Annotated in this window: 17 protein-coding genes; 7 read left to right on the forward strand and 10 right to left on the reverse strand. The window is 69.8% G+C overall.

Annotated elements, in window-relative coordinates; genetic code table 11:
* Window positions 1-406 precede the first annotated feature (406 nt).
* Window positions 407-1183 (forward strand): polysaccharide deacetylase family protein, encoded by a 777-nt coding sequence (locus tag ACFC96_RS36535; RefSeq protein ID WP_376226658.1) that lies wholly within the window; start codon window positions 407-409, stop codon window positions 1181-1183.
* Between the two features lie 324 nt (window positions 1184-1507).
* On the opposite strand, the gene ACFC96_RS36540 is transcribed toward ACFC96_RS36535, so the two are convergent.
* Entirely contained in the window at window positions 1508-2530 is a 1023-nt protein-coding gene (locus tag ACFC96_RS36540; RefSeq protein ID WP_376261636.1) for a DNA-directed RNA polymerase subunit alpha, read from the reverse strand.
* Between the two features lie 178 nt (window positions 2531-2708).
* On the reverse strand, window positions 2709-3551 hold the full coding sequence (locus tag ACFC96_RS36545; protein ID WP_376616405.1) for a hypothetical protein: 843 nt from the start codon (window positions 3549-3551) through the stop codon (window positions 2709-2711).
* A 333-nt stretch (window positions 3552-3884) separates the two neighbouring features.
* Here ACFC96_RS36545 and ACFC96_RS36550 point away from each other — a divergent pair, with 333 nt between their 5' ends.
* Window positions 3885-4160, forward strand: coding sequence for a hypothetical protein (locus ACFC96_RS36550; protein WP_376616407.1), 276 nt, complete (start codon window positions 3885-3887; stop codon window positions 4158-4160).
* 163 nt (window positions 4161-4323) lie between these two features.
* Here ACFC96_RS36550 and ACFC96_RS36555 read toward each other — a convergent pair whose 3' ends face one another.
* The 5 genes from ACFC96_RS36555 to ACFC96_RS36575 all read right to left on the reverse strand — a co-directional run bounded on the left by ACFC96_RS36555 (window position 4324) and on the right by ACFC96_RS36575 (window position 10433).
* Window positions 4324-5667 carry a VWA-like domain-containing protein gene (locus ACFC96_RS36555; RefSeq protein WP_376616408.1) on the reverse strand — a complete coding sequence of 448 codons (1344 nt, stop codon included), beginning with the start codon at window positions 5665-5667 and terminating at the stop codon, window positions 4324-4326.
* A 92-nt stretch (window positions 5668-5759) separates the two neighbouring features.
* The gene (locus ACFC96_RS36560) at window positions 5760-7055 is read right to left on the reverse strand and encodes an AAA family ATPase (RefSeq protein WP_376616410.1); all 1296 of its coding nucleotides are present in this window, start codon (window positions 7053-7055) and stop codon (window positions 5760-5762) included.
* A gap of 173 nt (window positions 7056-7228) precedes the next feature.
* A complete protein-coding gene (locus ACFC96_RS36565; RefSeq protein WP_376616412.1) occupies window positions 7229-8677 on the reverse strand; it encodes a hypothetical protein in 1449 nt (482 codons plus the stop codon).
* A 402-nt stretch (window positions 8678-9079) separates the two neighbouring features.
* Window positions 9080-9814, reverse strand: a complete 735-nt coding sequence (locus tag ACFC96_RS36570) for a YcnI family protein (protein WP_376616414.1) — start codon at window positions 9812-9814, stop codon at window positions 9080-9082.
* Window positions 9815-9851: 37 nt separating this feature from the next.
* The gene (locus tag ACFC96_RS36575) at window positions 9852-10433 is read right to left on the reverse strand and encodes a hypothetical protein (RefSeq protein WP_376227376.1); all 582 of its coding nucleotides are present in this window, start codon (window positions 10431-10433) and stop codon (window positions 9852-9854) included.
* Between the two features lie 714 nt (window positions 10434-11147).
* Between ACFC96_RS36575 and snpA the strand changes: the two genes are divergently transcribed.
* Together snpA and ACFC96_RS36585 are read left to right on the forward strand one after the other, a co-directional pair.
* Window positions 11148-11861: a snapalysin gene (gene snpA / locus ACFC96_RS36580; protein WP_376616416.1), complete on the forward strand. Its 714-nt coding sequence runs from the start codon at window positions 11148-11150 to the stop codon at window positions 11859-11861.
* A 563-nt stretch (window positions 11862-12424) separates the two neighbouring features.
* Window positions 12425-13585 carry a serine hydrolase domain-containing protein gene (locus ACFC96_RS36585; protein ID WP_376616418.1) on the forward strand — a complete coding sequence of 387 codons (1161 nt, stop codon included), beginning with the start codon at window positions 12425-12427 and terminating at the stop codon, window positions 13583-13585.
* A gap of 58 nt (window positions 13586-13643) precedes the next feature.
* Here ACFC96_RS36585 and ACFC96_RS36590 read toward each other — a convergent pair whose 3' ends face one another.
* Entirely contained in the window at window positions 13644-14885 is a 1242-nt protein-coding gene (locus ACFC96_RS36590) for an RNA-guided endonuclease InsQ/TnpB family protein (RefSeq protein ID WP_376616420.1), read from the reverse strand.
* A 155-nt stretch (window positions 14886-15040) separates the two neighbouring features.
* Here ACFC96_RS36590 and ACFC96_RS36595 point away from each other — a divergent pair, with 155 nt between their 5' ends.
* Both ACFC96_RS36595 and ACFC96_RS36600 read left to right on the forward strand, forming a co-directional pair.
* Entirely contained in the window at window positions 15041-15184 is a 144-nt protein-coding gene (locus ACFC96_RS36595; RefSeq protein ID WP_376616484.1) for a hypothetical protein, read from the forward strand.
* Window positions 15185-15232: 48 nt separating this feature from the next.
* Window positions 15233-16049, forward strand: a protein-coding gene (locus ACFC96_RS36600) for an IS5 family transposase (protein WP_376616486.1) whose coding sequence is annotated in 2 segments (ribosomal slippage) — window positions 15233-15381 and window positions 15380-16049 — 819 coding nt in all. Because the reading frame shifts where the segments join, the coding sequence is not laid out codon by codon here.
* 8 nt (window positions 16050-16057) lie between these two features.
* Here ACFC96_RS36600 and ACFC96_RS36605 read toward each other — a convergent pair.
* Window positions 16058-16594 carry a hypothetical protein gene (locus ACFC96_RS36605; RefSeq protein ID WP_376616421.1) on the reverse strand — a complete coding sequence of 179 codons (537 nt, stop codon included), beginning with the start codon at window positions 16592-16594 and terminating at the stop codon, window positions 16058-16060.
* An 857-nt stretch (window positions 16595-17451) separates the two neighbouring features.
* On the opposite strand from ACFC96_RS36605, the gene ACFC96_RS36610 reads away from it, so the two are divergent.
* On the forward strand, window positions 17452-18903 hold the full coding sequence (locus ACFC96_RS36610) for a DUF1254 domain-containing protein (protein ID WP_376616422.1): 1452 nt from the start codon (window positions 17452-17454) through the stop codon (window positions 18901-18903).
* Here the strand turns inward: ACFC96_RS36610 and ACFC96_RS36615 are convergent.
* Window positions 18840-19910: an AraC family transcriptional regulator gene (locus ACFC96_RS36615; RefSeq protein ID WP_376616424.1), complete on the reverse strand. Its 1071-nt coding sequence runs from the start codon at window positions 19908-19910 to the stop codon at window positions 18840-18842. The genes ACFC96_RS36610 and ACFC96_RS36615 overlap by 64 nt on opposite strands.
* Between the last annotated feature and the right edge of the window lie 89 nt (window positions 19911-19999).

The raw sequence follows: 19999 nt of genomic DNA on the forward strand, positions 1-19999 counted from the left end.
GGACAGTGGTTACGCGTCATACGTGTGCGCATCGCGGCTGCTGTCGCCACCGACGCCCATCTGACGGTGGTCCACCCTGAGCACGACCTCGTCACGCAGGTTGAGCTGCTGCGGCATCACGGTGCTCCTCTGCGCGTCGGAGAGTGCGGTGGCACGCTCAACTGGCGTGATTCCACCGGCCTGTTACGCGGGGCTCGCTTTCCCCGAAGAAACAACACAACTGACACGATGGCGCCGCCGGTGTTGTGGCTTCCTGTCTCACTGCCGGGCCGTAGGAGTTGTCCGCGAACTTTCCCGGACTTGTCCGCGATCCGTAACGGACGCATCCGTGGGCCTGGGTGTGTCGTCCTGCCCAGTGATCGCAAGGTGATCGGGGCCGGTGAGGCACTGCGTGAAGGGGACGGACATGGCGGCGCGGCGGAGCAATGGGCGGGGCTGGAACAGCAAGTTGGTCGGGGCCGCTCTCGGGGTGACGTTGCTCGCCACCGGTGCCTCGGTGTGGACCGCGCAGGCCGGTACCGTGGACGGCTCCTCACCGGAGGCGACAGCCCCGGCCACCCCGGGCGGCGCCGTGAGACCGACCGCGGTGACCATCGCACACGCCTCGGACGCGGGGACGCGCGGCATCAACATCACCATCGACGATGGCCCCGACCCCGAGTGGACCCCCCAAGTGCTGGGCGTGCTGCGGGAGTACGGGGTGAAGGCCACGTTCTGCATGGTGGGCCCGCAGGCCCAGGCGCACCCGGACCTCGTGAAGAAGGTCGTCGCGGACGGGCACCGCCTGTGCGACCACTCGGTGTCACACGACACCGCCATGGACAAGAAGTCCGAGGCCTATCAGTCGCGGCAGATACTCGACGCCGAACGCATGATCACCAAAGCCTCCGGAGGCGTACGGCCGATGTACTACCGGGCCCCCGGTGGAGCCTTCACCCCGTACAGCCGCAAGCTCGCCGCTTCCCGGGGCATGCGCCCTCTGGGCTGGAACGTGGACAGCAAGGACTTCGAGCGTCCGGGTACGGACATCATCGTCGCCACCGTCGAACGGGAGTTGCCCAACGGACCGACGCTCCTCTTCCACGACGCGGGCGGCGACCGCTCCCAGACCGTCGAGGCCCTGCGCCGCACTCTCCCCCGGCTCAAGGAACAGGGCTATTCCTTCGGCTTCCCGATGCGCTGAACCTCGACAACCCTGGCCCGGAAGCACCGGGCCGATGTCCGCACGCAGTCGGCCTTGACTCGTACTCCCTCCTGAAGGAGGGAAGTTCTGGCCGTCCCGCGCCGTGCTGTGCCGCTACGCGGCTCTCGGTAGCCGCAGAGTCAACGGACCTGGGGGCTTTGTCGATGCAGGGCGAGCGGGGCGAGCCGGTGAGGTCTGCAGGACATGTCCGGTTGCCCCAGGGATCGCGCAGCGACGCGACGTCACAAGGGGCGGGGCATGCCGGGCACGCGGACACCACCGCGCCGCGCACCCGGCTCCCTCGCGACCTGCCCAGCGTCGCGTCTAGTACTGCTCGGTCTCCACGAACCCGGCGTCCCCGTCGTCCTCCGCGTCATAGGCGTCGGCAGCGGCGGTCGGGTCGAATCCGGGCGGGCTGTCCTTGAGGCCAAGCCCCATGCCCGCGAGCTTCGCCTTGACCTCGTCGATCGACTTCGCACCGAAGTTGCGGATGTCGAGCAGGTCCGCCTCCGAGCGGGCGACGAGCTCGCCCACGGAGTGAACTCCCTCGCGCTTCAGGCAGTTGTACGAACGGACCGTGAGGTCGAGCTCCTCGATCGGCAGCGCCAGATCGGCGGCCAGGGCGGCGTCCGTGGGGGACGGGCCCATGTCGATGCCCTCGGCGTCGATGTTCAGCTCGCGCGCGAGACCGAACAGCTCGACCAGGGTCTTACCGGCCGACGCCATGGCGTCACGCGGACGCATGGCCTGCTTCGTCTCGACGTCGACGATCAGCTTGTCGAAGTCGGTGCGCTGCTCGACACGGGTCGCCTCGACCTTGTACGTGACCTTCAGGACCGGCGAGTAGATCGAGTCGACCGGGATGCGCCCGATCTCCTGACCGACCTGCTTGTTCTGGACGGCGGAGACGTAGCCGCGACCGCGCTCGACGGTCAGCTCCATCTCCAGCTTGCCCTTGCCGTTGAGCGTGGCGAGGACGAGGTCGGGGTTGTGCACCTCGACACCGGCCGGGGGCGCGATGTCGGCGGCGGTGACCAGACCCGGGCCCTGCTTGCGCAGGTACATCACGACCGGCTCGTCCTGCTCCGAGGAGACGACCAGCTGCTTGATGTTCAGGATGAGGTCGGTGACGTCTTCCTTCACGCCCGGCACGGTGGTGAACTCGTGCAGGACACCGTCGATACGGATGGACGTGACCGCCGCACCCGGGATCGAGGAGAGAAGGGTCCGGCGCAGGGAGTTGCCGAGGGTGTAACCGAAGCCCGGCTCCAGCGGCTCGATCACGAACCGGGAGCGGAACTCGTCGACGACCTCTTCGGTCAACGAGGGACGCTGAGCAATCAGCACGGGGTATTGCCTCCAGTGGTTTGGCGCCCGCTATGTGACGCCGTGGTCACCACGAAGGGTAATGGTGGTCCGGGCGATACGGCCTCCGAAGAGACCGAACCGCCCGACTCCGCCCGTCTGGCGGCCGTTCGGCGGCCCCTGCCTTCGCAGGGGTGGAGCGCCCGACGGCCAACTGCTCCTACTTCTGGGAGTCCTTCATACGGAGGGGGCGGGACTGGTACAGCCGGGTGTAATAGCGGCCTTCCGCCTCCAGTCCGGTGGGGTCGTCGCCTGCACGAAGCACCTGTTCGACGGCGCCCCGCTGTTCCGCCGCGCTGGTGAACTGCCTCTGGGGGTAGGTTCGTGCGGGGTCGGTCGTGGTGGTCAGTCCGTGAGCTTTCAATTCGTCGATCACGGGCTGGTAGGGGACGGTGCGCAGGACGAACGCGCTGAGCCAGATCGGCTCCTGCCGGCACTCCAGCAGTGCCCGGAAGGTGCGGTGGGTGATGTAGCCGACGCCTCCGGTGACCGTGATCAGGCCGGTGGCCGCGACGGCGCGCCGCAGCCGGGAACTGGGCGGCTGGTGTTCCAGGTTCTCGGCATAGGCCTCGTCGAGCAGGCCGGCGGCCAGCGCGTACTGGACGGCGTTTTCGGCGCTGTCGAGGCCGATGACCGGGGTCGCGTCCGCGCGGCGCCGCGAGGCGTAGAACTTCTTGTCGTATTCGATGAGTTCGGTGGTGGTGAGGGCGTCGGCCTCGGGGCTGGTGTAGTGCGCGTACAGCTCGGCCAGCGTGACGTGGTGGTTGAGGAGCGCGGCGTTGAAGCCGTAAGAGCAGCAGAGGTCGAGGACCGTGACGGGGGCATCGGTGCCGTCGGCCGCGGACCGGTCGGTGCGGGTGCGACGGAAAACGTCCTGGGCATGGTGCGGTATCTCGTACTCCAGCGGGGCGAGTCGGCGGACATAGGCGCGAGGATCGGGCTCGTTGTAGATGTCGTCGAATCGGGTCTTGCCCGCTGCGGCAATGACAGGGCCTGCGACCATGGGGCGTACCTCCGCGGAATCAGGACGGGCGGCTGCACTGAAAACCTCTGTCGGGCCGGTCTGCGCCGCTTCGGTGGAGCTCGCGGCGGGAACCGGCCACGGGGTGGCCGCGCCGGCACCGATCGAACCGGTCGACGCTGATCGAACCGGCCCGATGCCGGCCGAGGGCGCGACGCCATCCACTCACGACTCGTGCGCTCACAACCCGTGCAGAACGCTGTGTCCCGTCAGAACGGACCGGCATGACCTGGCGAGCCACCAGGAATGGGATGACGGCCCGCACACAGCTCTCTCGTGACGTTCGGGCGTCCGTTCGGCGCGTAGGAACGCGCCGTGGATCTCTTCGACTTCCTGTCCGGGAACTGGCCGAATTCGGGATGCACGGTGGATCATGCCGTGCTCGTCCTCGAAGGGCTCGGCCTCGCGACGGTGGTAGGCCGGCCCCTGGCGATGCTCGTGTACCGCACCGCACTGCCGCGCGCCGCCCTGTCTGAGCGTCGCGGGCCTTTTCTCACGATACCCTCGGACGCCCTGTTCGGCCTGCTGATCATCCATGCGCGGCCAGGATGGACGTCAGCGCAGGTCAGGCCGTGTATCTGTGCTCGTTGATGAGGCCCGGCGGGCTGTTGTCGAGCGTCGGGCGGCAGCCGAATGTGGCCGATGACAGCAGCCTTCCGCCGGCCCCGGGGTCGCGGTCGGCACACGGCCGAGATTGGGCCAGGTGCCTGGCGCCAGACACTGGGTGCCTGCTGCCTGGCGCCTGGCGCCTTTATCAACCAATGGTGACGACGCGTGCCCAGGACGGCGGGGTGTCCGGGACGTAGTCGGGGTCGTCCTCGTCCGTGGCGCGGGCGGGGCGCGGGAACAGGCCGACGACGGTGCGGCAGGGCGGCTGCTCGGAGGGCCACGGCGTCTGCCCGTCGGTCAGGGCGACGATCACGTCGGGGCGGGGCCGGGAACGGAGCGCCCGGGCGAAGCCGGAGCGCAGATCGGTTCCGCCGCCGCCCAGCAGCTCGAGGCTCTCGGCTCGGCACAAGGGGACGGCCACGCCGGCCGCCGCGTCGCAGGAGATCACCGAGACCAGGTCACGCCGCCCGCCGACGGCCCGCGAGATCGCCACGACCTCGAGCAGCGCGCTGCCCAGCTCGGCGTCGCTCACCGAGCCGGAGGTGTCGATGACGACGCAGACGCGGGGCGGCGTACGGCGAAGGCTCGGCAGCACCACGCCGGGCACGCTCGACGAGCGGCGGGACGGGCGCCGGTAGCTGTGGTTCTCCCCCACTCCGGGCGCACCCGCCGCCGAGCGGATCGCGGCGCCCAGCAACTGCCGCCACGGCTGTGGTGGTTGGAAGGCTTCGTCGGCCCACCGCCGCCACCCTTCCGGGGCTTGGCCAGGTCTGCCCTTGATGCCCTCGGCGACCCGGAAGCGAACCGCGTCCCGCTGCTGCCGGGTGAGTCCGTTCGCCCCGCCGGGCCCCAGCTCCCACGGCCGCTCGTGCCCGTCGGCACCGCTGCCGCAGTCGAGCCAGGCCAGTTCCGCGGCGAGCCCGGACATCGACGCCGTCCGCAGGTATTCCTCCATCAGCAGGCCGTCGGGCAGTCGCAGCAGCGACGGCACGACCGCCCCGAAGGGCCGGGGCAGTCCGTCACCGTAGATGTCGTCGTTGATCTCGAAGTCGGCGGCGATGTTCCGGCGCAGCCTCCCCCAGCCTTCGGCCGGGGGGACCCCCGGCTCGCTTCGCTCGCCCGGCCCGGACTCCTCGTGCTCCCGCGCGTAACGCTCGCCTCGTCCGTGGTGGTCACGGAGCAGATGGGAGACCTCGTGCACCCAGACGCCCGCCAGTTCCTCCAGCGGTGTGCGGGCGACGAACCCCGGCGACACGTAGCAGCGCCAGTGCGCGTCGACCGCCATCGTCGGAACCGCACGGTCCTCCACCACATGCAGCGCGAAGAGCGCGTCGGCCAGGTAGGGGCGGACCTTCACCGCGTGCAGCCGCGCGGTGAACAACTTCTCCCGGTCCAGCGGGAGTCCGGGTCGGTCGCCGGACCTTGCGGAGCGGGCCGGTCGCCCCGGCGGTGTCGCCCGCACCGGGCGCGGGGGCGCGGGCGGGGACATGGGGCGCGGCAGAGGGCGTGGTCCCGGGCGCTTCGCGGCAGCCGTCGCCGGTCGCGGGAGCGGGCGCGGTCCGGGGCGGGGCGCGGGTGCCGTCATCGGCGTGCCCCCGTCACGCGACGGGCGTCGGCCGCGGCCGCGACCCGTTCCACCGACCGGTCCGCAGTCCGGGCGAGCCCGACGACGTCGGCCAGTCGTTCCACCGCCACCGGCACCTCCCAGTCGTCTCGTCGCAGCCCGGCCAGCGCCGTCGCCGGGGCGACCAGAAGGTCCGGAGCTCCGGTCTCCATGGCCCTGACCAGCACGGCCCAGCCCGCCTCCCATCGGTGCCGCTCCGGCCGTGCCCCGACGGCGGCCACCACCGCTTCCAGCGCCGCCTGCCGCAGATCGCCCCGCTCCGGCAGCTCGGCGGCGGCCGGGTCGGCGAGCAGCGACTCCGGGTCCGGCAGGTCCATCCGGTCGAGGTGGGCGAGGAGTTCGAGCCCCGGCCCGTCCCCCACCGCGCCCCGCACCAGCAGCGCGAGGACGTCCCGGGAGACGGAGGCCGCCGTACCGAAGGCGAGCAGGGTCAGCGCGGCCTCCCAGCTCCGGGGCGACGGCCACGCACCGCCGCGCCGCGTCTCGGAGGTGGGCAGCCGGTGGATCAGCGTCGGCCGGGCCTTCAGGAATCCGCAGACCGCGTGCCGGGCGAACGTGACCGCCTCCGCCAGCCGCTCCGGGGCGAGCCGGGGCAGCTCCGCCCGGGGCCAGACCCCGCCGAGGCCGCGTACCACGACGTCCCGGTCGTGCACCCAGTGCAGGTGTACGAAGCGGTTGGCGAGCGGTGGGCTCAGCTCCCAGCCGTCCGCTGCCGAGGCGCGCGGGTTGGCGGCGGCCACGATCCGTACGTCTGGCGGGAGTTGGAGCGCTCCGACCCGCCGTTCCAGGACTACGCGAAGCAGTGCGGCCTGGACGGCCGGGGTGGCGGTGGAGAGTTCGTCCAGGAAGAGCAGCCCCCTACCGGCGCGTACGAGTTCGACGGCCCACTGCGGCGGCGCCATCGGCACGCCCTGCACGGCAGGGTCGTCGCCGACGATGGGCAGCCCGGAGAAGTCGGACGGCTCGTGGACACTGGCGATCACCGTCGTGAGCGGCAGGTCGAGCGAGGTGGCGAGCTGCGTCAGGGCGGCGGTCTTGCCGATGCCCGGCTCGCCCCAGAGCAGCACGGGCAGGTCGGCGGCCACGGCCAGAGTCAGCGCTTCGAGCTGTTCATCGGGGCGGGGCTCGGTGGTGGTCGTCCGCAGGAGGGACAGGAGCTGGTCGGCGAGGGCCAGGTCCGTATCGGTCTCGGACGTTGTGGTGGCGGGGGCGGGGGCGAGGGCAAGCACGGGCAGGACGGTGCTGGAAGTCATGAGGCATCACCTGGGGTGGGAGAGGGGAACGGGGCGTGCCGTTCCTGAGGGCATGAGGGCGTGAGGGCGTGAGGGCGTGAGGGCGAGACAGGGCGTGACCGCCTGTGCCGCGCGACGCGTCGCGCGTGAAGGGGACTTCGGTGAGTCAGCCGATGAGGTGAGTGAGGGGCGGGTCAGATCTGACCGGTACGAGGCCGGCCCCTGCTGCCGCGCTTGCGGCGCGCCACAAGGGACGTGTCGCGGCCGGGCCGGGGCCGGTGGTCCACTTCGGTGTGCCGCGCGCCCGAAGCGTGCCCGCCCCGTGGTTCGCCGGGACCTGCGGGTACGTCGGCCAGCCCCGCCCGGAAGAGCCCGTGGTCGATGCGGCGGACCGCGGCCGACTCCAGTTCCTCCCTGAGCGGTCCGTCGCGCAGCAGCGCGGCGGGACCGAGCAGCCCCTCGACCACGGCGAGCGCACCGGTGACGTCACCGTGGCGGAGCCGTTCCCGTACGGCGGGAAGCGCCTCAGGGTTACGGTGCACCGCGTCGATCGCCCGCAGGCAGGGCAGCGCCGGACCCCCGAGCGCCACCAGCAGGTCCTCTCGGCGGAGTTGGTCCGGGTCGTGATCGACCGCGCTCAGCACCCCGTCGCGCAGCGCGATGCGGTGGATCTCGCCCCGGCACTCCACCCGGTGCGGGTCACTGGGCTCGGGGACGCGGCCGGCCACGGACTCCGGGCTGTCTCCACCCACCGCCGGGGCCACGAGCGGATGCAGCCGTCCGACCGCGATCAGCCCGGCCCGCAGCAGTTCCAGATCCGGAAGAACCCGGGCCGCCGCCTCGGGCAGCACGGGCAGCACCGCGACGTCCTGCGGGGGCGGTGCCTCCCGCAGCGGCCGGAACGTCGGCGCGTGGCTGTCGTCGGGGGCGACGAGTTCGAGCACGGCTCGACTGCGCGCACCGAGCCGTACGGTGAAGGCCCCACGAGAGCGCCCCTCGGCTCGCAACAGCAACTCCGCCTCGGTGGCCCAACTGCCCACCGCCCAGGGGGAGTCGTGAAGGTCGGGCCGACCGGCGGGCACTACGGAGGGCGCGCCTCCGCGCTGCGCCAGTTCGGCGCTCCGTCCCGCATCCCAGAGATGCCGGTGCAGATCCAGCCGGAATCGCCGGTCGGGATGCGGATGCGGATGGAGGTACGAACGGTTCGCGGGACGGTCGTTGGCCGACCCCTCCCACACGTCCAACGACATCCGTTGTCCGGCGTCCGCGAGGGCGGGCGGTGTCCGCACCACGAGGTGGGGCGGTGTTCCGCCGCACCTGCCGTAACGGGCCAGGGAGATGGTGAGACCGGGCCTCAGGCGCCCGTCGGGGGCGATCCTGGGCATGTGCCAGCGGAGCAGATCGGGCGCGAGCCCGCGCAGATCCGCGCGGATGCGGGTGGCGATATCGGTGCCGTGGCGGTCGCGCACGGCGCGCAGATCGAGGTCGACGTCGATCCGGGCGGCGGCACAGGCCCCCGCCCAGTCACCGGCCGCACGGCGCGCGGTGGCGGTCTCGATCATGGACGGTGGCACGGCGTACTCGCGTACGCGCTGCCACATCAACAGGTGGGACGGAATCTCCTGCGCGAAGTGATGTGCCATCAGCACTCACCTTGCGCGAACGATTCCTCCGATCCCCAGGAGAAGAAGGTGAAGGTGTTCATCGCGGGCAAGGTAACCACACCGAAGACGATCTGTCAGTCTCCTTTCGGACCGTGTGCCGCTCAAGAGGTTGTCGGCGCAGGTCAGCCCGCGTAGCTGTACTCGTTGATGAGGCCGCCGAGGATCCGGGTGCGCAGCAAGGTGGGCGCAGACCAATCGACGCGAACTTCTGGACCGCACGCTCCTTTGGAGGCAGGGCACCCCGCCGGGCTGGCCCAGCTCCGGGCTGCCGCGAGACGGTGCCACCTGGGGTTCCGGAGCGGGGATGCGGCCCGCGTCATGCGTGCCCCAACGTAGGGGCCCTGTCGGCGCATCAGCGTCGGCGGGGCCCCTACGTGCGCTCTACTCGGCGCGGGATTCGGTGGCGCGGCTGCGCAGGACGGCGAACACCGCTGCCGCCAGCCCCAGCACGCCCACGATCAGCCCGGCGACACCGAGCCCACGTGCGGTCGAGTCACTGCTCGACGCGGTCGACTCAGTGCTCACGGAACTCTTCGAGCTCGTCGACGGGGTGGTCGCCGTGCCGCCCTCCGCGCCCTTGGCGGTCAGCTTGAGCACGGGTGCGGGGTTCTCCGGCTCTTCCCCACCGGACGGGTTCTCGATCCAGCGGACGGTCTTGCCGTCGGAGTAGGTCTGCAGGGTCTTGAAGGTCAGCTGGTCCGTGTCGTCCGACAGTTGGCCGAAGGCGACGTTGAAGTCCTGGTACTGACCGGCGCCGATCCTGCCGCCGGTCCAGGTGATCTCGGAGACGGCGTCGGTGATGGTGCCGTCGTCGGTCTTGACGGGTGTCTTGAGCTTGGTGTTGGTCACCTTGGCCGTCCAGCCGTCCTGAGGTGTGACGAGAACGCCGAGGACAGGGTGGTCGGCGGGCAGGAAGACCTGCACCTTGGTGGTCGAGGCGGCGTCCTCCTCGTTGGGCACGCGGAAGGTCAGGACGCCGTCGGTGGCGCCCTTGGCGTAGCTCTCGGGGTGGACGGTGACGTGCGCGGAGGCGATGCCCGCGGCGGCCAGGACTCCGGCGGCGGCCAGGGCGGTCACGGAGCCGGTTCGGCGCAGGACGGTACGTGCTCGGAACATGGGTGAGTGGATCTCCGTACTGGAAGGGGCAGCGCGGTCAGACGGCGTACGGCATCCCCGTCGGCGGGCCCCGCCGGTGCACGGCGTACCGCAGCCGCACACCCGTCAATGACCAGGACTCCGCGCAGGGCCGCGGCCGGGGCGGCAAGGTGTCGTCCGGCACTCCTCCGACGCCCTGCCACCAGGCGACGAGCCCCGGGACGCACTCGATCGCCCAGCGCAGCAGTGACCACAGTGCGGCCTCGCCTCTGCGCAACCACCAGGTCAGGACGGCGGCCGCCCCGGCGTGGATGGCGGTGGCGTGCGGTGTCAACGGATGGACATGGGTGGTCATCCGCGTGCCGTGCATGACCATCGCGGCGTGATACGGCCGGACGGCGTGGAAGACGACGTGCAATGCGCCCTGAACGGCGAGCGTCACGGCGCCTATGCCGACCAGCGACCGCTCCCGGCCGCCCAGCAGACAGCCGGCCATGAAGACCGGGCCGCCTGAGGCCACCTGAACCCACACCGGCGGCGCCTCACCCGTGGCCAGCACGTGCCCTCCGGCAGCGAGGAGTACGCACAGCACCGCGAACACCGCGGCGCGCACGCTCCGAACCGCCGCGGACGCACTCATCGCACCGGATGCTCCCACACGGCCAGAGGGCAGCTCCCGCCGCCCGCGCATGTGCACCACCGTCCACGTATCACCCCGACCTCCTCTGCCCCCTCTCTACGAGTCGGGCGCGGGGACCGTTCAGGTCCCGGCCCTCCGGATGCAATCGAGGCGCAGGGGCGTCGCCGGAGCAGAGGCACACATCAGCCGTCCTGTGCCGCTCGAAGCCTCATCCCCGCTGGTCAGGGGCGAGATCCGTACGGCGGTGAGGGTGCCCACCGAGGGCCGCCCCCGGAGCCAGTGAGGCGTGAAAGAACCGGAAGCCCATGCCCTATGACATCGGTCACAGCGCTCCCGTCAATCAACCGGCGTGCTTAGTAGATAGGACATGGGGGCTATCTAAGCATTTGTCCGAATTGGCACTATTTTTGGTCGCATCGCGTGCCCTGGGATTCCGCCCGGCCGACCCGCACTCCCGTTGCCCTGTCCTACAACGCTTCTGACGCCGCGACAGGTTCCCCTCCCGCCGCCATGTGCGGACCGACGACCCGCACACACCCCTGACGAGGTCCCCGGACCTACTAGGCGGCGTAGCGGAGGGACCCCTTGTGCTCCCTGTCGAGCCCTTCTAAGAATGTCGACCCACAGGACGTCGCCGCAGCTCGGAACCGGCGTTCACGCAGATTCGACCGCGCACCGGGCGCTCGGCGTCACCCAGCGAACAGGAGCCCCTGTATGAAGTTGTCCCGAACAGCCGCGAGGCGGCCCCTCACCCTCGCTCTCGGCCTGGGCCTGGCCGCCGGCGCGCTGGGCGCGGCGGTGCCGGCGAGCGCCCAGACACCCACCACCCCGTCCGCGGCCGCCGGTACCTCCGTGGCGCGGTACGCCGGGTCGGTCAAGAAGGCCGCGAACAACAAGGCCTTCTTCGAGGCCGTACGCACGTCGGTTGCCGAGAAGCGCGCCGCCCTGCCGAACGCGCAGGCGGTGACCATCTACTACAACGCCTCCCAGGCACCGAGCTTCCGTTCCCAGATAGCGAGCGCGGCCTCGATCTGGAACAGCACCCAGTCCAACGTCAAGCTCCAGGCGGCGTCGAGCGGCGCCGACTTCTCCTACCGCGAGGGCAACGACCCAGAAGGGTCCTACGCCTCCACCAACGGCGACGGCACGGGCTACATCTTCCTCGACTACGCCCAGAGCCGGGAGAACGACTCGGTCCGCGTCGCCACCCACGAGACCGGGCACGTGCTGGGCCTGCTGGACGACTACAGCGGGCCGTGCAGCGAGCTGATGTCGGGCGGCGGCCCCGGCCCGTCCTGCACCAACCGCTACCCGGACGCCACCGAGCGCTCGCGCGTCGACCAGCTGTGGGCCACCGGACGCGCCGACCCCGTACGCGCGCAGGCCCCGGACACGGGGAACCGGACCCGCGACCCGCGGACCGGCTGACCACTTGAGCGCTGCACCGCCGGCACGGATCGTGGCGCCGGGCCGCGGGCCGTACGCGCTGCGAACGGACCATCGGCGCCATCCGGCGACGAAGCGCTCGGCCACATCCTCATCCTCGACAAGGCCCACACTCCGGCACGTCGTGGCTACCTGTCGGCGGCACTGCAACGGGCATCGCCCGCACCAGGCCCGCAACCGACCACCACGTAGCTCCTGTGAACGTCCCGCCGCTGTGCAGGACCTCGACAGACGCAGAATGCTGCGCGGCCGAATCCTCGGCGGTCTGATCAACGCGTATCGCCATGCCGCTCGACCGGCACCGATGACCTTTCGAGCGGCACACACTCCCCCAACGGCTACGACGTTCACGCGGCACACGCCTCCGCCCCGTCGCCTGATCACAACCGAAGACAGGACCTAAGGGCGATCCCCTACAACACCCTGTCATCACACAGCAGTTGCTCCGGGTCAGCACCAGGGGTGGAGCCCTCCTCACCGACGATCCGCAGGCGTCCGCGCACCCGCAGGATGATCACATCGATCGTCCACCCCAGGAGCAGCAGATGCAGACGCGCAGCCGTACCCTCACCGCCGTGGCCGCAGCCCTCGTCCTCGGCCTGACGGCCGGACCGCTCGCCGCCCCCGCCTTCGCCTCCCCCGCCGGGTCCGCCACGGCCGCTCGCGTCACCACCGGCCCGGACGCCGAGGCCCTGCGCGCCGCGCTCGCCGGGCTGCCGGACTCCGACGCGACGGCCGCGCTCGTACGGGTCGGCGGCAATGACGGGACATGGCGCGGGAGCGCCGGCGTGCACGATCTCGCGAGCGGCCGGAAGGCGGACCCTCACGCGCTCTTCCGTGCCGGTTCGACCACGAAGGTGGTCACGGCGGCGGTGGTGCTGCAACTCGCGGCGGAGGACAAGGTCGACCTGGGCGCCCCGGTGCAGCGCTATCTCCCCGGGCTCCTGTCGTCCGCCTTCAAGCCCGTCACCGTACGGCAGTTGCTGAACCACACCAGCGGGATCCAGTCGGGCGACGGCTTCGGCGACTCCTTCGAGGACGCGTACGCGCACCGCTTCGACACGCTCACTCCGAAGCAGGTCGTCGCCTCGGCGGTGGCGAAGGGCCCGGAGTTCGACCCGGGCGAGCAGCAGGACTATTTGAACATCAACTACACGATCCTCGGCATGCTGATCGAGAAGGTCACGGGACACTCGTACGCCGGCGAGGCCGCCCGGCGCGTACTCCGCCCCGCCGGCATGCACCACACGTACTTTCCCGGCACCGACCCCCGCATCCACGGACGGCACAACCACGGCTACCAGGCGGTGAAGCAGGCGGACGGCACGACGAAGTTCGTCGACGTCACGGAGTGGAACCAGGCGGACCGCTGGGCGGCGGGCGACATGATCTCCACGACGGCGGACCTGGAGCGGCTGATCACCCACCTCTTCCGGGGCGAGATCGTCCCGAAGCCGCAGCTGGAGGAGATGTTCACCGTCCCCTCGGACATCGAGGGTGCCGACATGAGCGCCGGGCTCCAGCGCTTCGAGTACGGCGGCACGGTGTACTGGCTCAAGTCGGGCGCCCGCTACGGCTACAGCGCGGTCGTCGTGGCCACCCGCGACCTCTCCCGCACCCTGGTCTACTCGGTCAACTCCACGGACGCGAAGGGCGAGTCGATGAACCCGGTGGCCCAGCGGATCGCGCTGGCGGCGCTCAATTGACATGCTCCTCGGGCTGAAGTCCGAGGATTTTGGCCGTCCCGCACTGGTTGCGGTGCCGCTACGCGGCACGGTTTTCAGTACGAGATTCCGTGGCTTCCTGTTTCTTCACGCCGTGCCTCGCCCCCGATGATGCTGGGGGTTTGGTCTTACCAACGCTCCGCAGACTCGAACCGCCATGTCCGGCGGCTTTGATGTTCTTCGCGGCGTTCACATCGCGATCGTGCAGGGTATTGCAGGCGGGACAGGTCCACTCCCGCACGGACAATGGTTTGGGTCCGTCGACATGTCCGCAGGCGGAGCAGGTACGGGTGGTCGGGATGAAACGGCCGATGCGCACGAACTCGCGCCCGTACCGCTTAGCCTTGTATTCCAGCATGTCGACGAACACCGACCAGCCCGCGTCATGCACGCTCTTCGCCAGCCGGGTACGCGCGAGTGCGTTGACCGCCAGGTCCTCCACGACCACCGTTTGGTTCTCACGGATGATCCGGGTGGAGAGCTGGTGGCAGAACTCCTTGCGCGCGTCAGCGACGTGGGCATGGGCGCGGGCGACTTTCAGCCGGGCCTTCTCACGGTTCTTAGATCCCTTCTGTTTGCGGGACAGCTCCCGCTGGGCCTTCCTGAGCTTCTTCTCCGCACGGCGCAAAAACCGTGGGGCATCGATCTTCGTGCCGTCGTCCAGGACCGCGAAGTGAGTGAGACCGAGGTCGATACCGACGCAGGAGTCGGGGGCAGGGGCGGGCATCTTGGCGGCGTCGGCCACGGGGTCGGTTTCGATGACGAAGCTGGCGAAGTACCGGCCGGCCGCATCCTTGATGACGGTGACCGTGGACGGCACCGATGGCAGCGCTCGGGACCACTTCACCCGCACCTCGCCGATCTTCGGCAGGGAGAGCTTCCCGCCCTTGGTGATTTTCCAGCGGGCATTCGCGGTGAACCGGACTGCCTGCCGCGAGTCCTTACGGGAACGGAAAGACGGCTCGCCCATCTTCGCCCCCTTGCGTTCCCCCTTGAGCGAAGCGAAAAAGTTGGCGTACGCGGTATCCGCATCCCGCAGCGCCTGCTGCAGCACGACCGCGGACACGCCACTGAGCCAGGCACGGTCGGGGCGCTGCTTCGCTTCGGTGATCAGCGACGCCGAAAGGACCTTGGATGTGGGGTAGGGCTCCTTGGCGGCGCGGGCGTCACGACGGGCACGCACCGCGTCGTTGAACACAACGCGCGCGCACCCGAACGCCCGTGCCAACGCTGTCTGTTGACCGGGCTCCGGGTACAACCTGAAGGCGTACCGAAGCTGCACGACCATCACCCTACATACGTGGGTTACGGCCCAGATCCGGAACATCAGAACTGGCAGACACTGTGCTTTCGTCATGCACGCCCACTGGGTCCTCGTGACCAAGTTCCGGCACAAGGGTGTTCACAGATGCCCCCCTTCGGCAAATGGAGGAGATCATGCGGGCGGTCTCCGCCGGCTTCGCGTGCGAGCCGGTCGAGTTCAACGCAGAAGGCAACCACGCCCACCTCCTGTTGAACTTCCCGCCCCAGGTCTTGGAAACAGCAGCACCATCAGGCTACCGGCATCTCCAATTGAGATGATCTCTATGACAGTGTCCTACATGGTGAGGCTGGGTAGTGCTCCTCAACATGGGCCAAGGGACGTGGGGTTGGATTGTTCCGGACGGGCTGTGGGAGATCGCCAGGCCGTTGATTCCGGCGGATCGGGTGCGGCCTCAGGGTGGCGGAAAGCAGAACACGCCTGATGAGACGCTGTTCGCCGCGATCATCTACGTAGGTCAGCGGTTGGGCCTGGCGGGCGTTGCCGCCCTGTTTTGGGGTGTCGAAGTCGACGGTTCACCGGCGGTTCATGATCTGGTCGAGAGCCGGTGTGTGGGGTCGGCTGCACGAGGCGGTTGTGCACCGGCTGGACGATGCCGGCCTCGTCGATGCCTCCCGTGTCATGCTGGACGCCGCGCACGTGCGGGCAAAAAAAGGGGGCGAACACGCAGGTCCGAGCCCCGTGGACCAAGGCAAGCCGGGTTCCAAGATGCACGTCCTGTCGGACGCGAACGGACTGCCCCTCATCGTCGGTCTCTCGGCCGCCAACGTCCACGACAATCTCGCGCTGAAACCCATGGTCGAGGGTCACCAAACGAGACATGACCCCTACCGCGGACGCTACTTTAAGCCACAACGCCTTCACGCCGACAAGGCCTACGACATCTCTCACCTGCGGCGATGGCTCTGGGGAAGCACATCGGGGTCCGCATCGCCCGAAAGGGGGGTCGAGTCCAGCGAACGATCAGGGCGCAGCAGATGGGCGATCGAGCGGACGATGTCGTGGCTGACGGGCTACCGCAGACTCAGCCCTCGTTACGAACGCCAACCTGCCAACTACCTGGCCTTTCTCGCCCTCGCCGCAGCCCTCTGCTGCTACAAACGGCTCCTGAAACTCACCATGTAGGACACCGTCTAAATCCCGGTAGCCATGGCAAGCGGTACAGACGAGGTGAGCGCCTCCAGCCGCTTGATCTTCCTGCGGACGACGTACAGCGGGATCACCCCGAAGGCCCCGAAGGACATGTCGACGACCGACCACCAGAAGGGGATGCCGCGGAGCGGTCCGCAGATCAGGGCGAGCGGGACGATGCCGGCGCAGGCGATCATCGCGAACTCGACGACCCAGATGTTGCGGACGGGGTCGCGGTAGGGCCCGTAGAAGGCGACGGCGATCACGAGGTGCGCGAACGCCAGCCAGTCCGTGCCGTACAGCAGGAAGGGGTACTTCCCGTCGGCGACGTCGAGCCCCTGCCGTACGCGCTCGATCCAGTCCATGAGCGCGGGCAGGTGCTCCGGCACGGACAAGGACCTCAACAGATCCTCGGCCCAGTGCAGTTCGTGCACCAGAGGGAAGGCCGTCGCGCCGCTCAGCACGAGGCAGACGACGAAAAGGACCAGCCACGCACGGATGCCCTTGAGGAGGGCGGCTCTGTCACCACTGTCGTTCATGGCAGGAGAGTACGCCTTACTTGAACGTGTTCAAAACTTGCCCTCGTACGCCCCGATCGGTAGTTGGCGACGACGTTCGCGACCTGCGCCGATGCCGACCGGGTTCACCGGCTGGAAGCGCGGTCCTTGGAGAGGCTGCTGGAGATCGAAGTCGCGGCCACGCGGGCCCACAGGCTCGCCGCCCGCCTGCGGTTGCCCTGCCTGCCCAAGCCCTGGCCCACCTGGCCCTCAACGACCTCGACTTCGCGGCCCAATCCGGCGTCGACGGGAAACCCATCCGGTGGCCGCCTTGCGCTACCTCGACGACGTCTGCGACAGGCTGTTCACGGGACCACCCGGGACCGGCAAGCCATGCTGTCCGTCGCGCTCCGCCGGGCCGCGGTCGACGCCGGGCGCCGTGTCCACTTCACCACGGCCACCGAACTCGCCGCCAAGCGTGACCCAAGGCCGCCCGCGAAGGCCGCTGGAAGATCTGTATGCGGTTCGAGAAAATCTGCTCCCTCGTCCCGAAATGACGCGGCAGCGCCGACTTGTGCATGCCCACTTCGGTGGTGATGCCGGTGACGGAGGAGCAAGGGGCCGACGCGGAGATTCCTTCTTCGGCTCCGCCTCCGTGTCGACGCCCGCACGTCGCGAAGTGACAAGGATTCGTCGCGTGCGGACAAGACGTGTCCGCGCAGCAAGCGCGAGGCTGGGCGTCCCACGATCCCCAAGAGGCCTGCAGCCCGCCGGTCCTGGCCCACGACGTGCCGAGCGAGGGACCAGGGCGGCACCGGCCGTCCGCATCGTTCTCACGGTCGCCACGCCGAACCGGCGCCGGAGACAACGTCACGCGCAAGAACTTCGGAGACATCCCCATGCACACCAGCCTCGCGTCACCTCTCGAGGTCCACCCCCACCACACCCAGCAGCACGCCCGCACCCTGGCACCGGCCGCCGTCCCGGGGCCGCTGCCCGGCACCCTGATGAGTGACGCCTACCTCACGGCGGTCGGCCGCGTCGCCTATCTGTGGGGATGGCCGTTGGTGAACCTGCACAACCGACTGCGGGTCATGGCCCAGCTGCCCGCCCCCGCACTGCTCGGCGGGGTGGTCCCCGGCGGTCCGCCCGGGACGATCGGCATGCTGCACGACTACGCCCAGCCGCAGCAGCGCATCGTCGCCTGCGCCAACCAGGACGTCGTCTACGGCTTCGGCATGCTGGACGCCGAAGCCGGTCCCTGCGTCGTTCAGGTCCCCGACCTCGGCGACCGGTTCTGGGTGATCCAGCTCGTCGACCAGCGCACGGAGTCGTTCGGCAGGCTCGGCTCCCCGTACGGCAGCAAGCCCGGTCACTACCTGCTCGCACCGCATGACTGGGACGGCGAGGTGCCGTCCGGCATCGAGAAGGTCTTCCGCTACGACACCCGGACCGGTGTCGTCGTGCCCCGGGTGTTCATGGACGACACCGCCGAGGACCGTGCCGCGCTGCTGCCCGGCGTGCGGCGGATCAGCGTGTACCCGCTCGCCGAGTACGACGGGTCCGTGCGCGAGGTGGACTGGGCGGCCCTGCCGACCGTCGGTCCCGTCGCATCACCGGAATCGAACGCCGGCCGGGGCGAGCAGATTCAGGTGGATCCGGACACGTTCTTCGACCAGCTCGGCGCGGTCATGGACGAGGTGCCGCCCCTGCCCGGCGAGGAGTCGCTGTACGCCCTGTTCCAGTCGCTGCTGACGGCGGCCGGAGCGGACCCCGCGGCGGCCCGCACCCTGCGTGAGGCTGCGCGCTCGGCCGACGCCGAACTCGTGGCGGATCTGGCCCAGTTCAGGCACGTAGGACTGCCGGCCGCGCACGGCTGGACCACCCAGCGCAACGGCGCCCGCTTCGGCACCGACTACCTGACCCGCACCGCCATCGCCAAGTCGAACATCTTCGTCAACCCCGTGGAGGAGACCGCGTACTACTACCTGGACGTGGCCGCGGACGGGTCGCGGCTGCAGGGCGGCGACTCGTACACCGTGACCTTCGGGCCCGGCGCGCTGCCGCCGGTCCGCGGATTCTGGTCGCTGACCCTCTACGACACCCACCACTTCTTCCACCCGAACGACTCCGGCCGCTACTCCCTGGGCACCAAGAACCAGGATCTGCGCGTGGATCCGGACGGCTCCCTGACCATCACGGTCGCCGCTGACCGCCCCACCGATGAGCGCCGCGCGGCGAACTGGCTGCCCGCCCCCGAGGGCGAGTTCTCCCTCTTCCTGCGCGCCTACTGGCCGGACGATGCCGTACTGGACGGCACCTGGACGCCGCCCGCGGTGGTCAAGGACTGAGCCGTGGCCGCACGGTGCGCCTGCGGCGAGCAGCCGAACCAGCGGCGGCACGAGCGGCTGAAGCTGCTCTGCTCGCTGTACCCGAGTACGTTGGCGAGTTGCGCCAGCGGCATGGCCGTCGTGCGTAGATAGCGGTCGGCCAGTTCATGGCGTACGTCGTCGACGATCTCCTGGAAGGTCGTCCCGTGGGCGGCCAACTGCCTTTGCAGGGTGCGCGGGTGGAGGGCGAAGCTCTCTGCCACGTCCTCCAGGCCGAATCGCCGGGTCGGCAGCGCCCGCTTGACGGTGCTGCGGACCTCGGCGGGCAGTCCGTGGCCGACGGCGCCGCCGACCACGCCGCTCAGATACTCCAGGACGAGTCTGCGGACCGCCGGGTCGCTGCCCTCGACCGGGCGGTCCAGCACAGCGGCCGAGAAGCGGAAGCCCAAGTGGTCCTGATCGGCCGCCACCGGGCAGCCGAAGTAGGTCTCGTACGTGGTCATGGGCGCCGCGGGCAGGTGAGGGAACGAGACGGAGAGCGGGGCGAACTCGGGCCCGATCAGCATCCGGAAGATCTGCAGGGAGGCGCCCAGGGACAGCTCGCCGATCTGGGCCACGCCGATCAGCGTGCGCTGCACCCGCGGGCGGATGCGGAAGTGGTAGTCGGCCACCGCGCCCGCCCGCTCCACGGCGATCTCGATCGCCGGGCTGTACTGGTACAGGAACCGGCCGATGCCGTCGATCGCGTCGCCCACCGAGGTGGCGTGCCGCCCGATGACCCCGACCGGGCCGAGGATGTCCAGGCCCTGATGGGTGGAGAGCCGCAGTCCGAAGTCCGGGCATCGGTGTTGTCCTGCCGCGAGGTCGAGAGCCGTCACGAGGGCGCGGTACGGGATGTACTCGTCCGGGTCGTCGATCGCCTCAGGCCGGAGGCCGGCCTGCCGCAGCAGTGGTTCTGCCTGCCCGCCGAGCGACGACACCAGTGCGGGAAATCCAGTGAGGCAACTGGAACGGATCAGCGAGCTCATGTCGCCAAGTGTCAAATTCCAGTCGTCCTATGTCAAGACTTGCCGGGCGCCGCATCGCAAGCTGGGGGCCATTCACCATTCCGATCCGG

It is taken from the genome of Streptomyces sp. NPDC055955, assembly GCF_042270245.1.
GTDB lineage: Bacteria > Actinomycetota > Actinomycetes > Streptomycetales > Streptomycetaceae > Streptomyces.

Coding starts and splice junctions, on each gene's coding strand:
- ACFC96_RS36565 (WP_376616412.1), bottom strand. CDS start 8,677: ATGGCACATCACTTCGCGCAGGAGATTCCGTCCCACCTGTTGATGTGG.
- ACFC96_RS36545 (WP_376616405.1), bottom strand. CDS start 3,551: ATGGTCGCAGGCCCTGTCATTGCCGCAGCGGGCAAGACCCGATTCGAC.
- ACFC96_RS36535 (WP_376226658.1), top strand. CDS start 407: ATGGCGGCGCGGCGGAGCAATGGGCGGGGCTGGAACAGCAAGTTGGTC.
- ACFC96_RS36605 (WP_376616421.1), bottom strand. CDS start 16,594: ATGAACGACAGTGGTGACAGAGCCGCCCTCCTCAAGGGCATCCGTGCG.
- ACFC96_RS36610 (WP_376616422.1), top strand. CDS start 17,452: ATGCACACCAGCCTCGCGTCACCTCTCGAGGTCCACCCCCACCACACC.
- ACFC96_RS36555 (WP_376616408.1), bottom strand. CDS start 5,667: ATGTCCCCGCCCGCGCCCCCGCGCCCGGTGCGGGCGACACCGCCGGGG.
- ACFC96_RS36615 (WP_376616424.1), bottom strand. CDS start 19,910: ATGAGCTCGCTGATCCGTTCCAGTTGCCTCACTGGATTTCCCGCACTG.
- ACFC96_RS36585 (WP_376616418.1), top strand. CDS start 12,425: ATGCAGACGCGCAGCCGTACCCTCACCGCCGTGGCCGCAGCCCTCGTC.
- ACFC96_RS36595 (WP_376616484.1), top strand. CDS start 15,041: ATGCGGGCGGTCTCCGCCGGCTTCGCGTGCGAGCCGGTCGAGTTCAAC.
- ACFC96_RS36560 (WP_376616410.1), bottom strand. CDS start 7,055: ATGACTTCCAGCACCGTCCTGCCCGTGCTTGCCCTCGCCCCCGCCCCC.
- ACFC96_RS36570 (WP_376616414.1), bottom strand. CDS start 9,814: ATGTTCCGAGCACGTACCGTCCTGCGCCGAACCGGCTCCGTGACCGCC.
- snpA (WP_376616416.1), top strand. CDS start 11,148: ATGAAGTTGTCCCGAACAGCCGCGAGGCGGCCCCTCACCCTCGCTCTC.
- ACFC96_RS36575 (WP_376227376.1), bottom strand. CDS start 10,433: ATGAGTGCGTCCGCGGCGGTTCGGAGCGTGCGCGCCGCGGTGTTCGCG.